This is a genomic window from Actinomyces oris, assembly GCF_006546825.1.
Classification (GTDB): Bacteria; Actinomycetota; Actinomycetes; order Actinomycetales; family Actinomycetaceae; genus Actinomyces; species Actinomyces oris.
Map to the genome: position 1 here is coordinate 69,190 of NZ_VICC01000006.1, position 18,603 is coordinate 87,792.

The window sequence follows — 18,603 nt, forward strand, 5'->3', positions numbered from 1 at the left end:
GGATGAGGTGTTCTATGTGATGTGAGTTGTGTGGATATGTGTCATTCTGAATCGCCTTTTCCTATCATGAACGCAAATGGGATGCCGTCTAGTCCAATCTGTGTTATTGATCGAATCCAGGCGGTCCATTCTGGAGGCAGAATTTTTATATTGTTGTTGCCTACAAGTATTGCCATCGCGATAATGAACAACATGCTGAAGGCAAGCGAATATCTCACTATTGTCTTCGACAAGAGTCCTGTATTCGCTTTGTCTGCTGCTACGTCAATCGATGCTGCTAGCTCCGGCGCATCCTTTTTGATGATAACGTAAGCCTCAGGTCCTGCTGTCGCATCAATAGGCAGTGTCTGAGTGTAAATTAGTTGCTCAAGATCTAGACCGAGCGGGGTTGCGGACGTGTCGGAAGCTTTGATCGTAGCATCGTATTCTCTCAAAATTGGCGAAAAGTCAATGGCTGCAATCGACTTTGCCAGTCGCTTGTTCAAGTCTTCGTTGAGAAGATGCAACTTGCTCATTGTCTGAGTGAGTGAACTGATCAGCTCAGAGTTGTTTGAGATTGCAAGTGAAGTTTGTTGGATATGCGAAAGTACTGTCGTGTTCAATATTGAGGTGGTCGACGTTAAATTGCGTCGCATTTCGGGTGTGAAGACAATTGGTGGCAGTTGAATCTGAATTTTACTCAGGTTGGCAACCCAGTCCTGTTGTATTTTCTGGCGAGCCTCTGCAATTGCCGATACTGCTTGAAATAGTGATTCTTGAGTCTCTCGTGGTATCGTGGGTCTATTGATGCTTGCAATAGATGAATCCAGGGCGGCTGCACTAAGTTTGGCAATCTGGACAAGGTTCGTGTCGGTCACGATGTTTGCGAATGGCGCTTGTTTGTGCAGATCGCGATTCTCGATATCTGTCATTTCTGCTTCTTTGTATCCTTGAGTATGTGGATGGTTGTGGTTGTCGGTCATGAACCAGCCGCAGCCCTCTCCTTCGCCCACTCCCGACAGGCTCGCCTATATCGGGGCCACTCCGTTCGCCAGTGAATGCCGTCGTGGGCTGGGCAGACTGGCTGGTCGCACAGGATCTGCTGGGTGATCCAGCCGAACCTGGTGTCGGCGTATTCGGTGGCGCGTTCGCGTAGGTCGCGCCACTCCGGCGCTTCGTCGAGCGGCTGGCGGCTACGCAGTGCCAGTCGCCAGAGCTGCCGCAGTTCCTGAGACTGCTCACTGGTGTCGATCGTGCCTGCGCCGTCTCGGGTGAGATCGTCGGGGATCTCGCCACGTGGCTTGAGCACGTGGCACCTCCGGCAGAGCCCGCGAAGGTTGCTCAGCTCGATCGATCCGCCGTCGATGTGGTCAACTTCGGTGGCTCGCCGCTCGTTGCAGCTAACGCAGCGGCCGTCGTTCTGTGCCAGTACCTCCTGGCGAAGCTCGTCGCTCAGTCGCGGCCTGGTGTAGGCCAGGTCAAAGGCGAGGAAGGTGATCATATTGCTGGAGGTGACCAGGGCGGTTAGCGGGTCGGTGCTTCGACCATCGCGTATCGCCTGCCGAACGTAGCGGATCTTCTCGGCCTGCTTGCGGCAGTGCTCCGAGCAGAAGCCGACGTGTTTCTTCCCAACCTCGGTCGGGTCGAGCGGCTCAAGGCAGCTGGCGCACAGCCCAACCCTCCACTCCTGCTCCACCGGCACAGGGCACGCCTTCTTCCACGCAATCGAACCAAGCGCCTCTACTGGGAGCAGCCAACACGACTGTGTGCGACCGCAGCATTAGCGCGACAACTTTGTCAGTATCGCACCGAGCGGTGCCGTGGACGGCGGGTGGATGGTCACGGTTGCGTTGCGAGGCTTCAAGCGGGACATGACGCCAAAGCGTCCACCACCACGGCGAAGACTCCGCTCCGTCCAGCACAACGCTGCTCTCAGAACTCCTTCAATGTTGCACTATGCAATAGCGACTCTCAGCAGTGAGTGACGATCGTGCAGCAGTAGATCGTCGCTGATTTGTAGATTCGAGCGGCAGCACGGGCACATGCCTTGCGTGAGCAACCTGCGCTTCGTCAGGGGCGGCCTCGCTGCAGGCGCGTCGGCTGGTGCTGGAATCTACCTTGTCAGGAGTCCTTGGATCAGCTGGTCTCCGCCTTGTCGCGACTGCTGCATAACGCCCGTTATAGCGCGGTGTCGCGTTGGTCGTTCTGGCTCGGAGCAGAGCGTCGGCTGCAGGCACTTGTGCTCATCCTCGACAGACCACCAAGCAGTTTCGTGGATAGATACGACGCTGCGCACACCTGCATGGTCATGCGGCGCACACAACAGTTCCGCTCAGTCGGAGCCCCAGACTCCCGTCAATTGACGCACGCCGCCTCGCTAATCGTGGGCTTCTTATGGCTGTTGCCTATATAGCGAAGGGCTAGACACGTCCACCCTGGCTTTGCACGATGTTGCTGCATGTCACGACGTCGTCACAGCAGTTCTAGAGATTGGATCATCATGTCTGCCATCTTCGCATCTCTCGACAATCGCTTCAGTGTTGCCAGCTTGCGCAGGCCCAGCCAGGGCCTATACGCCAGCACTATTGCGCCCGAGCAAGTCGCACCAAGCCAGCTGGCGCGCATGGCTGCACTCTCCGTCACGCTCGTCCGCATCCCCATCATTCTCTTCGGCATTGCTGCTTTGAACATGGGCTGGCAGCTCATGGCCTGCACGTCATTCGTCGCCTTCGCGCTGCTGGACTACTTCGATGGTGTGGCCGCCCGCAAGGTAGGTGAAGACACTGCCTCACGCCGGCTGGGCGATGTACTGCTCGACCGCGTCTCTATTCACACGGTCATCCTCCTGACCTGCCTGTACTACGGCGGGGGATGGGCTGCCTGGAGCGTGCTGCTCCTGCGCGACCTGCTACAGGGCGGCTTCTCCTCCTACTTGCTAGCCAAGTACCGCGTCATCATTATCGGGGCCTACTGGCACATGTCGTACGGCATCGCCATCCTCATCTGGGAGTGCGCCTACGTCATGATGGGATCCGTGTCTCAGGCGCTGGCCGTGTGCACTGCCGCCATTGTGTACGCCACGGGGGTGGATTATGTCGCGCGCTGCTTGAAGTTGGTTCGGTCATGAGCATTTCTAGCGGAAGCAGTGATGAGCAAGAACGCAGGCCGTTCTTTGGGAGCGTGAAACCAAAGGCTGACAATTTTCCCGGACCTAGGTATCCGGTAACTCACCCGTTAACTCAAGCCAATTTTGTTGGTGTATTTACTGTGCTGACCATAGTGATCTATACGGCCGTTTTGCGGCACTTCGGTCAGCACGCGCATCTCCCTCCCGGCAAGTTCTATTTTGCACTCGCCTGTGCGTTGGCGGTCTCCTGGATTAGTTTATACATTGAAGGGATTCCTACTTTTATTCAAAAAATTGGTCACGTCATGGATAAGGATCTTGATGGCGGTGTTGATGATGTCGATGGTCCTCGGCCTGGCCATGCGAACGGGGGAGTCTCTGGCGAGGCGTCGAACTGGCGGGCTCCTTCGGTTGAACAACACACGGATGAGTTCTCATACGATACTGGAGTTGTGATTCGAGTTTACTTTCTCGTGGCGTCATCGGTGTTCTTTTCCTGCTTATTCTCTATGTACTCCGGTGGGCCGTTTCAAAGTGCGTACGCACAGATCATCGTTGCTTACCCGCTGTTTGCAACGGCGTTTGCTCGTCGTGGGCGGTCTCTCGCTGCCGTCTATGGAATAACGTTGGTGTGTGCCGTTGGCTTTCAAATCGTCAAGTATTGCGGTTATTTTTCCTATCCGACACAGAGTACGGGTTGGTATATCGCAGTGACGGGAATACTGTTGGTAGCGTCGTGGATCCTCGCGTACGTTAATGTACGTTCTGCGAGGCGACGTGTCGAAAAGGCGTGGAGGAAAAGAAATAGCGGAGAGGTGACTGATACTACTTCTTAGTCGCAGGGAATTGCTACACTCCCGTCGACTCAACGTAAATTCTAGCCTAGGCTATCGAATCGGAATCGTACATAAGCAGGAGCATGCCGCCTGCGCTAATTATGGTCGCTGTGATAGCAAACAAAAAAGCGCGTGCGACAGGGAACCCGCCCAGTGAATCATGGCCAGCGACAAGACCAATTCCGAAGAAATATGGTACGCCCAAGATTATCATAAGGGCACATGCTTTCTTTTTACTCATGGTTTCCTCCATTCCCAGGAGTGTAGCATTTATCATTGTACAACATTCAATGAAATTGATCTAGTGTTACTTGATTAACTATGCTTCTAAAACGCGTTGTTGCACGATGTCAGGAAGTTCAAGCATTCGAAATATCTCTGCTCTGACAATTTTGTCGAGGAGACTACAGATCTCCTCCAGATCGTTAGGGTCGTACGCTGATGAGCCGTGAGAGAGACTGTTACGCACTTTTGTCAAAGCACCCGCAGAGGATATACGTTTATCGTCAAGAATGTTGCGAGTCTGGATAACAATCTGGCTGCAATCTATCTGATCTTGAATTACTTTAGGGAGTGTTTTGAAAATGGCTGACAATGCGCCTACTAGGCCACTGGTTGGCTTGCGAAGTAGGTTCTTTTTCAAGAATTTGAAATCTTCTTGGCTGATGACCGGTTTGGCTCGTTCTAAGAACAATTCTCGTTTCTCTGCGTACTGCTCACACCGTCGCTGATACTCTTCCTTGTGTTCATAGCCGTATAGCCCTTCTAGAGCTTGGATCAAGAGAAGGAAACGTGAACGTGGGTGCTGGTCATCGGACACTGCATTACTACGGTATGTTTCTATGAGTGGGTGTCGAGATGCTTCGAGTTCGCGACGTTTGGCGATGAGGTTGAGAAGATTTATGTTGTCTTGCTTTAGATTAACAATAGCTCGAGTGTGGTTGAACCTTTTTTCGTCGATTTTGATGCAGTCTTGCCGGATGTCATAGCGGAAAACTTGGTCGGCGCGTCGTTTTGAGCCTGTTGCGTCTTTGTCTTCGAAAGCGAGCAGGTACATGATGTCGAGCGGCTTGCCGTTGATTACTTCGAGAATGTCGCACAATGGAATAATCCACCGAAGCCACCAGTCGGCGAGGCTGATTGGTTCTTCGATATCAATCCGTAGATAGGGTGCAAATGAAGTGCGGAAGTTAAACCTGTCTGGACGGAGACGGCCAGCATAGCCGAGGCGCATCTGCGCCTCTTGAATTTTCCAATCCAAAGAGTTTTGTGTCGGTATGCTTATTTTGTATGATTCATCGTGCTCGTCTGTGCGTTTCGTGAACTCTATAGTGGTTGGAGCTTCGTCAACTATCGTTTCCAGGCCATCGATCTGCAGTTCGATGCTCTGGTATTTTCGGTAGTTATCGTGCGCAAAAGGCCTGGTGGATAATACTGCAAAAGCCCCTTTTGCTCCGCCGCCATTGTGGAACCAGTAACTCGTTTGACCGTTTAGTAGTGCAACATGGATTCCGGACGATAGAGTGCCAGTTAGGCAATTAAAGTTGTTGGTTTGAGGGAAACTCGCTCGCCCACTGTCCGACACATAGGGGAGAATCCCTTGAAATGAGGCAGTTGGATCGTGGCGTCCGGTGAGGTCAATCGTCCCTGGCACATCGACAAGCTGATCTTCGTCGCTATCCTGGACAGCTTTTGGGAGATGCCAGGTACACATGTATTCTCGCGGCTCATGCGGCAAGTTCACGGCCATCATGTCATTGGTGGATTGGCCCATAGGTGTCTCCCTAAAACGAATCACCGATTAAAATAGGCGCCTGCTTTCCCGCACGGCGCTGCGAGGGAGTCTACTACGGATGTTCAGTAACTTCGGCGAAGTGATTCGGCTGCATGGGGCTACCTACTAGTGGTGACGTAGGGGGCCAACTGGAAACGTGCCAGGTGTGCGAACGCCGGCCTACTTCCCGAGCAGCCTGAGCGGTTCCACCCCAATCTGCTCCGCCATCTTCTCCAGGCTCTTGAGGGTGAGGTTGCGTTCACCGCGTTCCACTCCGCCCATGTAGGTGCGGTGGACACCAAGAACGTCTGCGAAGGCTTCTTGGCTCAGGCCTCTCTCCAGCCGGTAGGCACGCAGGTTCCTGCCCACCGTCTTCTGGAGATCACCAACAGCCACATCTCTCAGCCTGGCCACCTGCTACTTGAAGGTCTACAGACTGATGAGTAGCATGTAGTGGTGCGAGAGGCAGATGATGCGCGGTAGCGGGGGGAGGAACACGATGGCCATCAGCCTCCAGGCGCTGGCCGAGGCCCACATCCTCACCATCCTCGAGGCGTGCGCGGACTGGCCGGAGCTGGCGCAGTATGGCCCGCCGTACTGGCGGCCGAGGAGTAGTGCAGAGCTTCGCCGCAAGATCGCCGATACAGCGGGCCCGCAGCCGGCTACGGCCTACAGCTTCGTCTTGGCAGACAGTGATGGGCGGCTGGTCGGTGAGGCCTCGATCCATGCCATCGACTGGCGCAGCCGCGTTGCTCAGGTGGGCATCTGCATCTGGCGGCCGAGCGATCGGGGCAAAGGCTACGGCTCGGCGGGTGGTCGGGCTGTCATTGACTGGGCGGTTGGCCACTTGGGGCTGCATCGCCTGGAGGCGTGGATCGTGGCGGGTAACGCCGCTTCGCTCGGTCTCTTCCGCAGCCTCGGCTTCGTCGAAGAAGGCCGGCTGACGCAGCGGTACCTGGTGGGCGGCCAGCACGCAGACATGCTGGTGCTGGCGCGCATCACTGGAGTGTAGGGAGATAGACGCGGGGGAGTGGATGGTTGGCGATGGCCAGCTGTTCCCTGCTTCTCAGTCCAATATCGCTGTTCTCCGTTGGCTGCTGCCGCTGGTCTGGCCTTCGCACCTTGTACTGCGGTTGGCTGCGGTCGTGCAAGCAGACGGAGCTTGGGGGAGAGGAGGCAGCGTGCGGCATGAGCAGCCAGCAGGTGAAGCGGAGCGCTGCCCTGCGTGGTGCGCCGTCAACCATGATGCGGCGAGCGATGAGCTTGATGGCGTCGTCCACGAGAGTGCTCATCTCCCTGTTGCGGGCGTCGTCCCGCAGCATGAACACGGTGGCGACGGTGTGCCCGAGCGACTGGCAGTGCCAACCGAGCTCTACCTGGTGCGCTACCAGTACGCCGGTGAGGCGGACGAGTGGCTCTACCTCGGCGACGGGCACCACGGGCTGGAGGTCAGCCCCGAGACGGCGCAGCGGCTGAGGTGGGCGATTGGCCGGCTGATGGAGGCCAAAGCCGAGTTTCGTTGAGCTAGCGCTAGCAGTACCTACGCTCCCTGCTGCCCTAATTCGGGAAAGTGGGCTTCCAGGACGCGGAGGCGACGGTCGAGGTCGCGGTAGTGGCTGTCTTGGGTGGAGAAGACGCTCTCGTGCATCGTGTCGCGCACGCCGGTTTCGACGACCATCTTGCGGTTGATCCGTGCGATGTCGTGCTGGATGCTCGCCTGCGTCGCCTTCATGTCGGTGAAGTCCTCCTCCAGCTTGGCACCCTGCTCCTCCACAGTGTGCTGCAGGTCAGCCTGCATCTTGGCGATGGTCTTCTGTGCATTGACGATGTGACCCTGCTTCTCGTTCATTTCGCCGTACTTGGTGCGCAGGTCGTCTAGGCCAACTTGCAGGTCAGCATGTTTGGCGACTAAGTCGTCTTGCCCTGCCTTCAGGCTGTCGTATTTGGCGACTAGGTCGTCCTGCCCTGCCTGCAGCTTGTCAAGCCGCCCATCGATTGTTTCAAACCGCTTGTCGATCTCGTTGAATTTCTCGGTTATGGTTGCTGTGAGTGCTGCAATTTGCTGTGAGAGTTCTTCATTTGTCATACTTCTATTTAAACACAATGCAGGCGCGAGAACAATGTCGAGACGCTAATTTGTGTCGCATTCAAAACCGGAGCCGACCTGCGCAAATGCAGTGTTCTGCTGCATGTAGGGCACCCTCCTGCCGACATCCTTTGCAGGCGGAGTATCTGCGGCATCTCATCTTGTTGGCCGACTTATCTGCGCACCACTTGCAATACTCAGATAATAGATAATACCGATCGTGTTTGCTCTTTGTGTCTGTATTTTGCTATACTATATACTATTCATGGCCAGCAAAGATGTACTGCCGCTGTATCGTCGGCTGCTCAAGACCAAAGCGGCGTTGCTGGCCGTCTCATTCACCTTGATCGGTATTCTGCTCATCATGCTCAACGCCTGGCTGGCGACGCTGAGCCTGGGCGACTGGAGCTGGCTGCATCATCTGCCGCTGGATGAGGTTGGTGGCCCACTGCTTGGGGCTGGTCTGGTCTCCACCATCCTGGACTACTCCTACCGGCGCGACCAAGAGGACGTCGCCATCCAGCGCACTCAGCAGGCCATCGTCGACCTGTCGCCGGCCAAGCTGTGGAGCGTCCTGTGCGAGGGTCTTGCCCGCCACCCCGCAGAGATGGCTCGCCTGACCACGCCCAAGCAGTTCGACGACGCAGCTGCGGCCATCATGGCGCAGCGCCTGGGCGACGAGCAGTTCGCCCGCGAGATCTATGCCGACATCCGCGACCAAGCCATCCGCGCCGCCGAGCGGTGGTACGACGTCGAGGCGCGCGTTCGGCTCTCTACTGCAGTAGAGAGGAGTACCGCAGGTACTCCTCTGCTCGACGTCACGGTGGAGTGGGAGTACACCACCGTGCCCAGTGGTAGTGAGCGCCGCTTCGCCTGCGTATCCGATCGGGCGGCGTACAACGCGCTTGTGATGGACACCCCCATCACGACGACGTGGCTCATGACTCCACGGCCCGGGATGGATGCCGCCAGCCGGCGTTGCTTCGAACTGCTGTCGTTCACCGTCGACGGCGAGGAGATGCCAATCCGCCGCACGGAACACGAGGGTGGACAGACCTACATTGTCGACACCTCTGTCTCCACCGCGGGCAACCCCGTCCGCATCCGTCACGTTTACCGCACCGTGACGCCGGCGTGGGGCCACCGCATCTACGTTGAGCTGCCTCAGCCTGCGCGTGGGCTCTCACTCCATGTTGACTACACCGATACAGCCATCGCCGAGATGATGATCACCGACACGGTTGCGGCGACGCAGGTAGCCCGGGTGCATCGTTCGCCGAAGGCTGTCAGCAGCCGCGTCGTGTCGCTCGACATGCCTGGCTGGCTGCTGGCCAAGGCTGGCTTCGCAGTGACTTGGACGCTCGAATCAGAACTGCCCCACGACGCCGAGCACCGTGAGGCAGCCTGATGGATTGCAGTCAGTCGCCACCGCTCATCGCTCTCACCTCCCCACCGCTCGGCTGGCATCGCGACCTTGATGCTACTCATCAGTCTGTAGACCTTAAAGTAGCAGGTAGCCAGGCTGAGAGATATGGCTGTTGGTGATCTCCAGAAGACGGTGGGCAGGAACCTGCGTGCCTACCGGCTGGAGAGAGGCCTGAGCCAAGAAGCCTTCGCAGACGTCCTTGGCGTCCACCGCACCTACATGGGCGGTGTCGAACGAGGTGAACGCAACCTCACCCTCAAGAGCCTAGAGAAGATAGCAGAGCAGATTGGGGTGGAGGTACTGACGCTCCTGCAGAGGTAGTGCAGGGTTGAAGGGGTTGGGAGAGAGGGGTTGCTGATGTTTGTCAGCATCTGCAGCACTACCTGATATTGCTGCAGATTACTTGCTATTATCGACTGCGTCGCTGACTAGCACAACAAAGAGGTTGCGATGTCCTATCTCTTGCAGAATTTAAAACCACTTCGGAATGCTATGAGAGAGCGTGGATGGGTGGTAACGTGTTTTGATTTTACCTACAAAAAGCAGGGTTACTACGTCACAGTTACTGACTATATCAACATTCCGAAGCCGGATATCTATGCGCTCGTTGAACTATGCTTCATGCGAAAAAATGACGTCTCTGACTCGTTATCGACATGGGCAAACGTGACTCGCATTCACGGTGCAGACAAAAAAGTATTTCGAGACTTCTTTGGGATTGAGGATAAACCAAATGAAGGAAACTTAATTGAGCAATTTTGCGAGCAGTTTGGCAAGTGGATTCCTGTCGACATCAAGGATCTGAGCGAGGGGCAAAAGAGAGCCGTTGTGCGGCAACTAGGCATCTCGGATACTAGCGACGATCCTGACAAAATCTATTGCATAGATGTGAGGCGAACCGGCACGAGAGCCGATGGCAGCCTGAAGGAACGTTCGTCGTTCAACTCGCAAAAGAGCGAGTTCTTGCGCCCGGAACTCTATGCCAAGTTTAAAGATGACTTGAACCTGAGTTTCTACTATTCGATTGACCCATCAGCGGAAAAGACCGACGGGCAGATCATTGCGAGTGTCGCTGCGAGAGAATCGACACAGCTTCGTCGAGAGTAAGGTCCATGCCAGGAGGCTGAGGCTATCACTTGCCTCTTCGCCATCTTTGCCACCGAGAGAGGCTCTCCGTCGCCATTGCCGACGCACGCGCTCGACATCTTGGCGTAGTTGAGCTGTCGATTCCTTCCGTTTGAATCCGAATTCTTGGTAGTAGTCGCAGTCGGTTTTTAATCTTGACTTACGCATGCGTCCGTAACTCTCCATTCGGATGTCTGTTGGGGTACCCTCGGCTAGAAGGAGTCAATTAATTACTGTTTTACGGAAACGAGAATAAGTCGAGGAATATTTTAGGGGTAGCAAGATAGGCTCTGATATGAATGACACGAGTCCAAGCTGTCCGCCGACGTAACTGGTCAAGACTTCGCCTTGCGGGCGCTTCGATCTTTAAAATCTTTAATCAGCGTCTGCCATTCTCCCCATTCTGGTACGTCCACATACAGGTCAGATACGTCCATGCCGCTGAATTCATGGCTGACGCGTTTTGTCGGGTCGTTTCCGTCGATGAACATAAACTCACCACTACCATCTTGACGGTTCGTAATCATGACTTCCATTGGTTTTTGTGGGAGCCATTGGCCGTTACCGAGAGTGTCGCCATAATCGTAGAACTGCATTAGTGCACAAAATAGGCGGCCGTTGCCCACGTTGTTCCACCAGAGTGTTTCTAGGGGCATATCAAGAAATAGGAAGCGGCGTACTGTGAAAGAGGGGTTCTCTCCTGAATCAACATTAATGTAGTACGGTGCGTACTTTACGCCCGCTTTCTCTTCGTCCGGTGCGACAATAGTGATATCTTTGAGCGGCATTGTGTAGAACTTTTTGGCTTCGTCTTCGCTGAGCCAATATGGCCTATAATTCTCCGTTTCAAATAGCTTCGATATTGGCATTGCGTTTTGGAGCTTGACATTGAAGTCTTCGCAGAATTTCCATTTCATTTACGTTTCCTTTCGTTAATTAACGCCATCCCTAGTGTACTTGCCATTCGGCCAATCTTCAATACTGAGTTTCTGTGTTTTATGGAGCTCTTTCCATCGTCCGACAGTTTCCACTCATCGTGGCGCGTGTCCCATATCGTTACGTGCCTCTCGGCTGCGTATGCTAAGTATTCTGGCGGGGGTGGATCGTCTTGCTCAGGTATTTCCAGTATCATTATTCCCTTGAGCGATTTTCCAATTAGTTTGTCTGGGTCAAGGCCAACGGATTCAAATTTCTCCCGATTGGAAGGGGTGTCGGCGATGACGATACTCTTGTCCCCAGGGGTGTATTTGTTTGCGAGCTGATCGACATATTGCTTCCAAGTCGAGAATGAAATTTCGCTGATTTGGCTATGCTTTCGTTCGACAACTTGTTCGTGGTGTATGCTGATCGAGTCAACGCGGTTGTATTTTGATTGTTTTGGAAGGGCCACGCCGTCGTTTCCCGTGCGTGCTCCCACTTGCGTCACGTGAATTTCGTTTAGTTGGTATCTGCGAACATTTTCAAGGTTAAAGATTCTTCCTTCTATTATCCGAATCAACCAACCACAGGAAGAGGAATCGCTTTCGGTAAGGTATCGTACAATTGTTTTAAGTCTACTGATTTTTTTTAGGTCTTCGCTAGATGTGCTATCGTTGAAGGCGTCTCCTCTTGGGTCGCTGAACATGTATCGGTATTGCTCTTGGGTTAGAAGAGAAATTGCTTTGGCTAAACTGCTGCCAGTTTCCTCTCTGTTTTTCGTGGTGAGTTTATTGTCTTTCTGGTGATCTTGGTTTGGCTTTTTGTGCGTGCCTGCTGGTAAAGGTACTGATGTTGTGGTTTGTCGTAGCGAGGTGGTTGTGTCGATCTGTGTTCCCCGAGATGTATTGGAAACGGCTTGTCCATAAAGTCTCAGAATCAGTTCTTCATTGGCGTTGTTGTATGCCGTGATACAGCCTCTGGTGATGTTGGATATAAAGCCTTGTGCCGTTGCAAGGTTCTCCGCGGCATCCTGAGCGGCGTCGCTACAGTATGTGGATACTCGACTGCAGACATTGCTAAGGGCTGCGCTAAGGTCGTTGAGTCTTCCTTGTGTGCCGCTGGTCGAAGTGAGTAGATCTCGGCCTCGATGTAGTTCGTCAATCACTTCCTGAAAGTTGTGCGACATTGCGTGCTGTCCTTGGTGCTAGTCTTCCGGTGGTGGGTCAAGTGGAATCGCTTTGATATTACTTATCGCACACTCGATCTGATCGGCGCACGACTTCAGATAACCTCTTGCTGCCATCATTTGCTGCAGCATCACCTCGGTGAGTTGATGGCCGTCGGCAGCGCTCTGGGTAATTGCAGCCACGTCGTGGGTGCTCGTGTCGGCGTCTTTCACCAAGCCAAGTGCATCCTGTAGCTGGTGGAGGAGCTGCTGCTGCGCCCCTTCGCTAATGGTTTCTGGCATGAGGGGCTACTGCTGTGCGTGCTGGACGAAGTCGTCGACGGCGGAACTGAGTTGGCTCATGGCGGCGGCGCAGCTCTCGAGCGCTTGGCTGGCAGTGCGAACTTGCTGGGCGGCGCTTTCGCCCGTTTGGGATGGTGTAGTGACGGATTGCAGTTCATCTGCTTTCTGAGACAAGGACTGGGCAGTGGCGCTAGAACCGGTGCTGAGCTGGGTGGCGTTGCTGCCGATCTGCTGGGCGGCTGCCACAACGTTTGCGAGGGCGGGCATGGCGGTGCTCCTGTTTCGTGTCTTAGAGGTCGATGACTTGCTGGCAGCCGTCTGCAGAGGCGTTGAGCGCGCTCTCGGCCCCGCCGAGGCTGTCGAGCGCCTGGCTGAGAGCGGCGAGCATGCGCTGCTCGTGGCCGGCGTTGTCGCCTTCCAGCTCGGACGTGACGAGGGTGATGGAGTCCTCGGTCTTGGTCTTGAAGCTGGCGATCTGCGAGAGCTGGTCTTCGATCTGCTGCTTGATGGACTCGACGGTGGCGAGGACGTCGGCGAGAGACATAGTGCGGGTACCTTTCGACGCGGCGGTGGAGAGAGGGAGATGCTGAGCCTGGTGGAGCGGCGCGTTCCGTCAGCTGATGCGGCTGTACGGGATGACGAGCTGTGGGTTGCTCATGGTGGCGCTGTCCCAGACGAGGGCGCGGTTGTCCTGCGGCGTCCAGCGCAGGATGGGCTGCTTGAAGGCCTCGCGGGCTGAGGAATGGTCGAGGTGCATGGCCATGCGGATGTCGAAGTTGTTGTCGCCGCCGAGCCCGACCATGGCTTTGAATGAGGAGTACTTGTTCCACCAGCCCAGGAGGTGGATGCTAGCTAGCGGACCGTTGGCGAAGAGCGTCTTGATCTTGGTGGTGTCGCTGCGCCACCGTTCCATGCCGAAGCCGATGACGTAGACCGGCGGTGCGCTGGCGTTGTCGGCTGCGAATGCGGCTCGCTCGACCAGTTCGTCGATGAGTGCGTCTGCCTGGTGCTTGTTGACAACGCGGTAGGTGCTGCCGAGCCTGGTGAGTTGGCGCTCGAAGTGGATGCGCACGTTGTCGTGCTCTGGTGAGTGCCAGTTGCTGGTGAGATCGAGGCCGATGATCTCGGCGGCCGGCGTGCTGTGCAGGAGGGAGAGCGCAGCATTGAGCAAGATGGTGTGGCCTGGACCGGTTCCGAATAGGGCTAGGTTGCGGCCGACGTCGGTGGAGAAGTCCGCTGCCAGTGGCGCGACGCCGACGGTGATGCGGCGGCCGAGCATGGCGTGCCTGCTCTGCAGGTTCGTTAGGACGCGTGCGTCGTCGCCCAGCCTGAGGCGGCGCTCACCCTCGAAGACCTCTGGTGGGGTGACGGTGCCTTGGGCCTGCTGCCACCAGGCGGTGCGCAGCTCGGCCAGGATGGCGTCGTCGGCATAGGCGATGGTGGTTTTGCGGTTGGAGGACAGCTCGCCGTAGTCGAGGTTGACGATGGCCTCCCGAGACCTGATGTGGCTGGCAGCATCATTCTTGAGACCGAGCGTGGCGTGAGACTCCGCCAAGGAGTTCTTTAGAGCCAGCCGCACTGGGATCTGAGCGAACAGCGCCTGACCAGTGGTGCCCCCGAGCATGCCGCCACTGCCAATGGTCTGGGAGGCCAGGATGAAGTGGATGCCGCAGGCGCGAAACAACCGGGCACCTTTGATGATGAGATCGCTGGCGGTCGTGGCGACGGTATCTTGGTCGGCGAAGAGCATCTGGAACTCGTCGATGACCACCACGATGCGGGGCATGACGGCCTCGGGATCAGCCAGGCGGTACTGGCGGATGTTCTGCACGCCGGCGGCTTTGAAGGTGGCCATGCGCTGGCGGTAGATGGCGAAGAGATGCCGCAGGACGTTGACGCCGTACTCTCGGTCGGCGTCCAGCCCCAGCACGCGAGCGTGCGGCAGGAAAGAACCAGTGTGCGGGTCTGGGGCGAAGGCCTGGAGAGTGACACCCTCCTTGAAATCGAGCATGTAGAACTCGACCTCGCTGGGGGAGTAGCGCTGGCACAGGGAGTGCACCACCACCGAGATGAGGTTGGACTTGCCCTGCCCGACCGCTCCGGTGATCAGGGCGTTGTGGCGCTGGTTGAGCTCGTCGCCGAGGGTGACCTCGATGGTGGACATCCCATAGGTACCCACTGCAAAGCTGATGCCGTCTCGGCTGGACTGCGACCACGGAGCGTCCAGCGGCTGAACGTCGCTAAAGGCCACTGGCTCCACCTGGGCGTTGGCGAGCGCCGAGGCGACGTGTCGGCTGACTGAGATGAGGTCGTCGGCACTTTGCGGGTCGAACTGCCCCCGCACTGCCCCGTCATCGCCGTAGACCATGCGCTCATCAACATCGCACAGCTGAGTCAGGTCGAGAATCTCGTCGTTGACCTTGAGTTTCATGGAGTGGATGAGAAAAGTGACGCCGGCAGCCGGGCCAGCCTTGAGCAGAACGGTGAGCTTGTCTCTGATCTCGTCACTTAGCAGGTGGTAGATTGTCGAGAGGACGACTAGCTTGAAGCCCTCTACCTTGGGTGAGAGTTGCTGGCGGAAGTCCAGCAGACTCTCCGTGCGGCCCTGGATGACGTTGAGCACTGAGCGCACATGCTCGTGCAGGTACTTGATTGTCTCGTTCAGCTCCTGAAGGTCGTTGATGTGGCGCAGGATCTTTTCCCCGCCGCTGTTGACCTCCTGGAACGGCGCCGCGATGCCCCTGAGCGCGTCGTCGAAGACGAGCACCTCCAACTGCCCTGGTGCCGTGTGGGCCAGGGCATTGGCGATGGCGAACTGGGCAAACTGTACCGAGTCGGCCCGGTCATAATCGTCGATCCAGATGTGACTACGACCGATAAAGTCCAGGTGGCCGCCTCGGAGTCGCAACTGGTCAGCAACAGGTGTATCCATGGTGGTAATTCCTTAATACTGCTTAGTTAGATTCAATGTCCGCTTTCATCTCGCGCAACTGATCCTCAAGTACCTTGATCTCGACGGCACCAAGTGACCGCGCGCGCCCCTGAGCGGCCCGAGCCTGCTTCTGTGCAGCGCCCGCTTCGCGGCATGCCTTCTCGTACTTGGCTGTATCCTGATCGTGGTTCTGCAGGACTGTGAAGTATCCCAATACCCCGATCAATGGGAATACGAGCCCCGTGTAAAGAGTGCTTTCTCCAGATGAGTATGCGACGATGCCGATTCAGGGGGTCGGCAAAGTCGGTGGGTGAGGGTGTCTGAGCTTGTTTCACGGGGTGGTGTGTTGCTAGGACGGGGGCGCGGGCCCCGCAGGGACGATGAGTGGTGTCTAATCAATCCCTTCGTCCTGGGAGCCCGCGCTGATGTCATCTTCCACCACGACCGTCCTGTCGCGCCAGCCTCTGGTCCAGGTTCTCAGGAGCGTCACCGACCCCCGGGACAGGCGGGGTGTGCGTCATGACCTGCTTACGGTGCTGTCTCTGGCCGTGACCGGAGTGCTGGCCGGCTGTCGCAGCCTGACTGCGATATGGGAGTACGCCACCGACCTGACCGCCGCCGACCTGGAGGCTCTGGGACTGGAGGCGGGGCAGGATCTTCCGTCGGAGTCGACCATCCGCCGGGTTCTGCAGGACCTGGACCCCGCTGACGTTGATGCCCACCTGAGGTCCTGGTTGTGCACACGCGCCGGCACCATCAACGGTCGCAGGGTGATCGCGGTGGACGGCAAGACCATGCGTGGGGCCCGCACCAGCAAGGACCCGGCGCCTCATCTCCTGGCCGCTTTGGACCAGGCCACCGGAGCCGTGCTGACCCAGCAGCGAGTGGCCGGCAAGTCCAACGAGATCCCGGCCCTCAGGGACTTGCTTGAGCCCCTCGACCTGGACGGGGTGGTGGTGACCGCCGATGCGATGCACACCCAGACAGGCACAGCCCAGTGGATCACCCGGCGTGGTGGTCACTACCTTCTCACCGTCAAGGGCAACCAGAAGACCCTTCGCAAGACGCTCAAGGCGCTGCCCTGGAAGAGTGTCCCGTCCGTCTCAAGCGTCGACACCTCTCACGGTCGGCGGGTGCGGCGTACTGCCAAGGCGATTGAGGCTCCCGCCTGGGTGGACTTCCCCGGGGCTGCGCAGGTGGTCCAGCTCCGACGCACCAGGACCATCAAGAGCAGGAAGCATGTTGAGGTGGTCTACCTGATTTGTTCCCTCCCTATGACCGATGCCCAGCCCGAGGTCGTCGCGGCCTGGCTCCAAGGGCACTGGGGAATCGAGAACCGACTTCACTGGGTCAGGGACGTGGTCTTCGATGAGGACCGCCACCAGCTGCGCACCGGCAACGGCCCAAAGGTCATGGCCGCCCTGCGTAACCTGGCCATCAGCCTCATCCGACTCTTCCACGGCACCGGCACCTCCATCGCCAGCACCACCAGATCCCTGTCACGACAACCCAAACGAGCCATCAGACTACTCACCCAAAACCCCACCTAAACCGACTTTGCCGACCCCCTGCGATGCCGATAATGGCTGCAATGCCAAGAGACCATAGTAAAATATTGACGCTTGGAGGCTCGCCAGGCTTCAGGTGATCAGTGTTAGCCAACTCGTCGCTCGGGGCGTTCTTGATTGCAGTGATGCGCTGTTCGATGAGCTCGAGGCAGCCGATGTGCGCCTCAATGAAGCTCGATAGCTTCGACAGTAGGTGTGACCGAATATTCTGGTTGACGATGTGGTTGCGCATGCTGCGGAAGTCGTTCAAGGAGTTGACAACGTCACTCTCTTTGAGTCGCTTCTCTTCGTAAGCGCGAGTAATTTCATCAACACCGAAGTGGAAGTGTAGGCATTTTGCCTCCAGGGCTGCATAACATGACTGGTAGACCTTGTGTAGGAGTATATCGTCGTCGATTTCTGCTCCGACTTTCAGGGCGATCAGGCAGATGTCGACTGCCTTGTCGTACTCTTTGAGTATTGTGTATGATATTGCTGCTCTCCATGCAATGTCGCAAAATGCAAATGGGTTGGCTTCTTGGAGAGCACGAAGGAAGCATTCGATGGCATTGGCGTGCTGTCTGATTGCCGCGAAACAGACTCCACGGGCGAAATTGACGTCAGCAACGTACTTCTTCTCCAGATCGAGGACATACGATTCGTCGGCGTACTTCTTGGCCTGTCGGTACGTTTGCCGCTTCTCCCTGTCACTGCCCCATGCCTCGGCAAGCTCTACCCACGCTGACACGACGTAGCATTGTGGGTTGTCGTTCTCTGCGGTGCGGGCTTTCGCTGCTGCAATCTTGGCGGGACCATTGTCGCCAACGAAGTAGTACTTCCATGACTCGTTGATCCAGTCAGTCTTCTTTTCGGACTTGATAACTTTCGGAACCTGCTTTAACGACTCATCGTAGGTGTGCCGTAACTCGTCGCTCTGAAATACTTGAAGCGCCTTCTCGATGAGTCTAAGCTTCTCGTTCGCTTCCTTGCCTTCTCGCCCACTGCGTACTCCGAGCGTTCGCCACTGACGTTGAACCTTCTTGAGATCCTTGAGAATTTTTTGGGTTGAATCTTCTCTGTGGAGTGCGAACTCTTCGTAGTAATCGACCACGACATTCGTCTGCTCATATGCCATCTCAGGAGTTCCTAACTCAACGATTCGGGATTCGGAGAGGAAAGCGAAGCGGGTAGTAGACGCATCGTTGCGCACAGGCGCCGGCGTTGTCCTGGCTCGCATTCGCTTGGCGGAACCGAGATTAGTGAGACCGCGGCGTAATCGACCAGTATGAGTGTTAAGACTGAGAAGTAATACCTTCCCAGGGGTGCTGGTGTGTGGTAACGCGCGTGAAGTGTGGAGGGCAATCCTCGTTGTTAGTGAGGTGACA

General features: G+C 56.4%; 20 protein-coding genes. 8 read left to right on the forward strand and 12 right to left on the reverse strand.

Features of this window, described 5'->3' with window-relative positions; genetic code table 11:
* Nucleotides 1-41: 41 nt before the first annotated feature.
* Together FK267_RS07795 and FK267_RS13490 are read right to left on the reverse strand one after the other, a co-directional pair.
* Nucleotides 42-992, reverse strand: coding sequence for a hypothetical protein (locus FK267_RS07795; protein WP_170198621.1), 951 nt, complete (start codon nucleotides 990-992; stop codon nucleotides 42-44).
* Entirely contained in the window at nucleotides 959-1,681 is a 723-nt protein-coding gene (locus tag FK267_RS13490) for an HNH endonuclease (protein ID WP_198498148.1), read from the reverse strand. The genes FK267_RS07795 and FK267_RS13490 overlap by 34 nt, the downstream gene beginning before the upstream one ends.
* Nucleotides 1,682-2,479: 798 nt before the next feature.
* Between FK267_RS13490 and FK267_RS07805 the strand changes: the two genes are divergently transcribed.
* Both FK267_RS07805 and FK267_RS07810 read left to right on the forward strand, forming a co-directional pair.
* Nucleotides 2,480-3,106, forward strand: coding sequence for a CDP-alcohol phosphatidyltransferase family protein (locus tag FK267_RS07805; RefSeq protein ID WP_170198622.1), 627 nt, complete (start codon nucleotides 2,480-2,482; stop codon nucleotides 3,104-3,106).
* A complete protein-coding gene (locus FK267_RS07810; RefSeq protein ID WP_141406861.1) occupies nucleotides 3,103-3,942 on the forward strand; it encodes a hypothetical protein in 840 nt (279 codons plus the stop codon). The genes FK267_RS07805 and FK267_RS07810 overlap by 4 nt, the downstream gene beginning before the upstream one ends.
* A gap of 319 nt (nucleotides 3,943-4,261) precedes the next feature.
* Here FK267_RS07810 and FK267_RS07815 read toward each other — a convergent pair whose 3' ends face one another.
* Both FK267_RS07815 and FK267_RS07820 read right to left on the reverse strand, forming a co-directional pair.
* Nucleotides 4,262-5,716, reverse strand: a complete 1,455-nt coding sequence (locus tag FK267_RS07815; protein WP_141406862.1) for an ApeA N-terminal domain 1-containing protein — start codon at nucleotides 5,714-5,716, stop codon at nucleotides 4,262-4,264.
* Between the two features lie 180 nt (nucleotides 5,717-5,896).
* Nucleotides 5,897-6,112 (reverse strand): helix-turn-helix domain-containing protein, encoded by a 216-nt coding sequence (locus FK267_RS07820; protein ID WP_141406863.1) that lies wholly within the window; start codon nucleotides 6,110-6,112, stop codon nucleotides 5,897-5,899.
* 103 nt (nucleotides 6,113-6,215) lie between these two features.
* On the opposite strand from FK267_RS07820, the gene FK267_RS07825 reads away from it, so the two are divergent.
* Nucleotides 6,216-6,728: a GNAT family N-acetyltransferase gene (locus FK267_RS07825; RefSeq protein WP_141406864.1), complete on the forward strand. Its 513-nt coding sequence runs from the start codon at nucleotides 6,216-6,218 to the stop codon at nucleotides 6,726-6,728.
* A 169-nt stretch (nucleotides 6,729-6,897) separates the two neighbouring features.
* Entirely contained in the window at nucleotides 6,898-7,239 is a 342-nt protein-coding gene (locus FK267_RS07830) for a DUF6907 domain-containing protein (RefSeq protein WP_141406865.1), read from the forward strand.
* A 17-nt stretch (nucleotides 7,240-7,256) separates the two neighbouring features.
* On the opposite strand, the gene FK267_RS07835 is transcribed toward FK267_RS07830, so the two are convergent.
* Nucleotides 7,257-7,802, reverse strand: a complete 546-nt coding sequence (locus FK267_RS07835) for a hypothetical protein (protein ID WP_141406866.1) — start codon at nucleotides 7,800-7,802, stop codon at nucleotides 7,257-7,259.
* A gap of 265 nt (nucleotides 7,803-8,067) precedes the next feature.
* Between FK267_RS07835 and FK267_RS07840 the strand changes: the two genes are divergently transcribed.
* The 3 genes from FK267_RS07840 to FK267_RS07850 all read left to right on the forward strand — a co-directional run bounded on the left by FK267_RS07840 (nucleotide 8,068) and on the right by FK267_RS07850 (nucleotide 10,335).
* On the forward strand, nucleotides 8,068-9,210 hold the full coding sequence (locus tag FK267_RS07840; protein WP_170198623.1) for a hypothetical protein: 1,143 nt from the start codon (nucleotides 8,068-8,070) through the stop codon (nucleotides 9,208-9,210).
* 123 nt (nucleotides 9,211-9,333) lie between these two features.
* Nucleotides 9,334-9,549 carry a helix-turn-helix domain-containing protein gene (locus tag FK267_RS07845; RefSeq protein WP_141406867.1) on the forward strand — a complete coding sequence of 72 codons (216 nt, stop codon included), beginning with the start codon at nucleotides 9,334-9,336 and terminating at the stop codon, nucleotides 9,547-9,549.
* A 129-nt stretch (nucleotides 9,550-9,678) separates the two neighbouring features.
* Nucleotides 9,679-10,335 carry a DUF6037 family protein gene (locus tag FK267_RS07850; protein ID WP_141406868.1) on the forward strand — a complete coding sequence of 219 codons (657 nt, stop codon included), beginning with the start codon at nucleotides 9,679-9,681 and terminating at the stop codon, nucleotides 10,333-10,335.
* 353 nt (nucleotides 10,336-10,688) lie between these two features.
* On the opposite strand, the gene FK267_RS07855 is transcribed toward FK267_RS07850, so the two are convergent.
* The 6 genes from FK267_RS07855 to FK267_RS07880 all read right to left on the reverse strand — a co-directional run bounded on the left by FK267_RS07855 (nucleotide 10,689) and on the right by FK267_RS07880 (nucleotide 15,671).
* Nucleotides 10,689-11,270, reverse strand: a complete 582-nt coding sequence (locus FK267_RS07855; RefSeq protein ID WP_141406869.1) for a hypothetical protein — start codon at nucleotides 11,268-11,270, stop codon at nucleotides 10,689-10,691.
* The gene (locus FK267_RS07860; RefSeq protein ID WP_141406870.1) at nucleotides 11,267-12,457 is read right to left on the reverse strand and encodes a hypothetical protein; all 1,191 of its coding nucleotides are present in this window, start codon (nucleotides 12,455-12,457) and stop codon (nucleotides 11,267-11,269) included. Before FK267_RS07860 ends, FK267_RS07855 begins: the two co-directional genes overlap by 4 nt.
* Nucleotides 12,458-12,475: 18 nt before the next feature.
* Nucleotides 12,476-12,739 (reverse strand): hypothetical protein, encoded by a 264-nt coding sequence (locus FK267_RS07865; RefSeq protein WP_141406871.1) that lies wholly within the window; start codon nucleotides 12,737-12,739, stop codon nucleotides 12,476-12,478.
* Nucleotides 12,740-12,745: 6 nt separating this feature from the next.
* Nucleotides 12,746-13,006 carry a hypothetical protein gene (locus FK267_RS07870; protein ID WP_141406872.1) on the reverse strand — a complete coding sequence of 87 codons (261 nt, stop codon included), beginning with the start codon at nucleotides 13,004-13,006 and terminating at the stop codon, nucleotides 12,746-12,748.
* 22 nt (nucleotides 13,007-13,028) lie between these two features.
* Complete coding sequence (locus FK267_RS07875; protein ID WP_141406873.1) at nucleotides 13,029-13,283, reverse strand: hypothetical protein; 255 nt, start codon at nucleotides 13,281-13,283, stop codon at nucleotides 13,029-13,031.
* A gap of 69 nt (nucleotides 13,284-13,352) precedes the next feature.
* The gene (locus FK267_RS07880; protein ID WP_141406874.1) at nucleotides 13,353-15,671 is read right to left on the reverse strand and encodes an FtsK/SpoIIIE domain-containing protein; all 2,319 of its coding nucleotides are present in this window, start codon (nucleotides 15,669-15,671) and stop codon (nucleotides 13,353-13,355) included.
* Between the two features lie 425 nt (nucleotides 15,672-16,096).
* Between FK267_RS07880 and FK267_RS07885 the strand changes: the two genes are divergently transcribed.
* Nucleotides 16,097-17,221, forward strand: coding sequence for an ISAs1 family transposase (locus tag FK267_RS07885; protein WP_141406875.1), 1,125 nt, complete (start codon nucleotides 16,097-16,099; stop codon nucleotides 17,219-17,221).
* On the opposite strand, the gene FK267_RS07890 is transcribed toward FK267_RS07885, so the two are convergent.
* A complete protein-coding gene (locus FK267_RS07890; protein WP_141406876.1) occupies nucleotides 17,202-18,353 on the reverse strand; it encodes a tetratricopeptide repeat protein in 1,152 nt (383 codons plus the stop codon). The genes FK267_RS07885 and FK267_RS07890 overlap by 20 nt on opposite strands.
* Nucleotides 18,354-18,603 lie beyond the last annotated feature (250 nt).

What these genes read in the sequence shown, in the direction of transcription:
- FK267_RS07805 (WP_170198622.1), top strand. Translation starts at nt 2,480, where the DNA reads ATGTCTGCCATCTTCGCATCTCTCGACAATCGCTTCAGTGTTGCCAGC.
- FK267_RS07810 (WP_141406861.1), top strand. Translation starts at nt 3,103, where the DNA reads ATGAGCATTTCTAGCGGAAGCAGTGATGAGCAAGAACGCAGGCCGTTC.
- FK267_RS07815 (WP_141406862.1), bottom strand. Translation starts at nt 5,716, where the DNA reads ATGGGCCAATCCACCAATGACATGATGGCCGTGAACTTGCCGCATGAG.
- FK267_RS07825 (WP_141406864.1), top strand. Translation starts at nt 6,216, where the DNA reads ATGGCCATCAGCCTCCAGGCGCTGGCCGAGGCCCACATCCTCACCATC.
- FK267_RS07835 (WP_141406866.1), bottom strand. Translation starts at nt 7,802, where the DNA reads ATGACAAATGAAGAACTCTCACAGCAAATTGCAGCACTCACAGCAACC.
- FK267_RS07840 (WP_170198623.1), top strand. Translation starts at nt 8,068, where the DNA reads ATGGCCAGCAAAGATGTACTGCCGCTGTATCGTCGGCTGCTCAAGACC.
- FK267_RS07845 (WP_141406867.1), top strand. Translation starts at nt 9,334, where the DNA reads ATGGCTGTTGGTGATCTCCAGAAGACGGTGGGCAGGAACCTGCGTGCC.
- FK267_RS07850 (WP_141406868.1), top strand. Translation starts at nt 9,679, where the DNA reads ATGTCCTATCTCTTGCAGAATTTAAAACCACTTCGGAATGCTATGAGA.
- FK267_RS07855 (WP_141406869.1), bottom strand. Translation starts at nt 11,270, where the DNA reads ATGAAATGGAAATTCTGCGAAGACTTCAATGTCAAGCTCCAAAACGCA.
- FK267_RS07860 (WP_141406870.1), bottom strand. Translation starts at nt 12,457, where the DNA reads ATGTCGCACAACTTTCAGGAAGTGATTGACGAACTACATCGAGGCCGA.
- FK267_RS07865 (WP_141406871.1), bottom strand. Translation starts at nt 12,739, where the DNA reads ATGCCAGAAACCATTAGCGAAGGGGCGCAGCAGCAGCTCCTCCACCAG.
- FK267_RS07870 (WP_141406872.1), bottom strand. Translation starts at nt 13,006, where the DNA reads ATGCCCGCCCTCGCAAACGTTGTGGCAGCCGCCCAGCAGATCGGCAGC.
- FK267_RS07875 (WP_141406873.1), bottom strand. Translation starts at nt 13,283, where the DNA reads ATGTCTCTCGCCGACGTCCTCGCCACCGTCGAGTCCATCAAGCAGCAG.
- FK267_RS07880 (WP_141406874.1), bottom strand. Translation starts at nt 15,671, where the DNA reads ATGGATACACCTGTTGCTGACCAGTTGCGACTCCGAGGCGGCCACCTG.
- FK267_RS07885 (WP_141406875.1), top strand. Translation starts at nt 16,097, where the DNA reads ATGTCATCTTCCACCACGACCGTCCTGTCGCGCCAGCCTCTGGTCCAG.
- FK267_RS07890 (WP_141406876.1), bottom strand. Translation starts at nt 18,353, where the DNA reads ATGGCATATGAGCAGACGAATGTCGTGGTCGATTACTACGAAGAGTTC.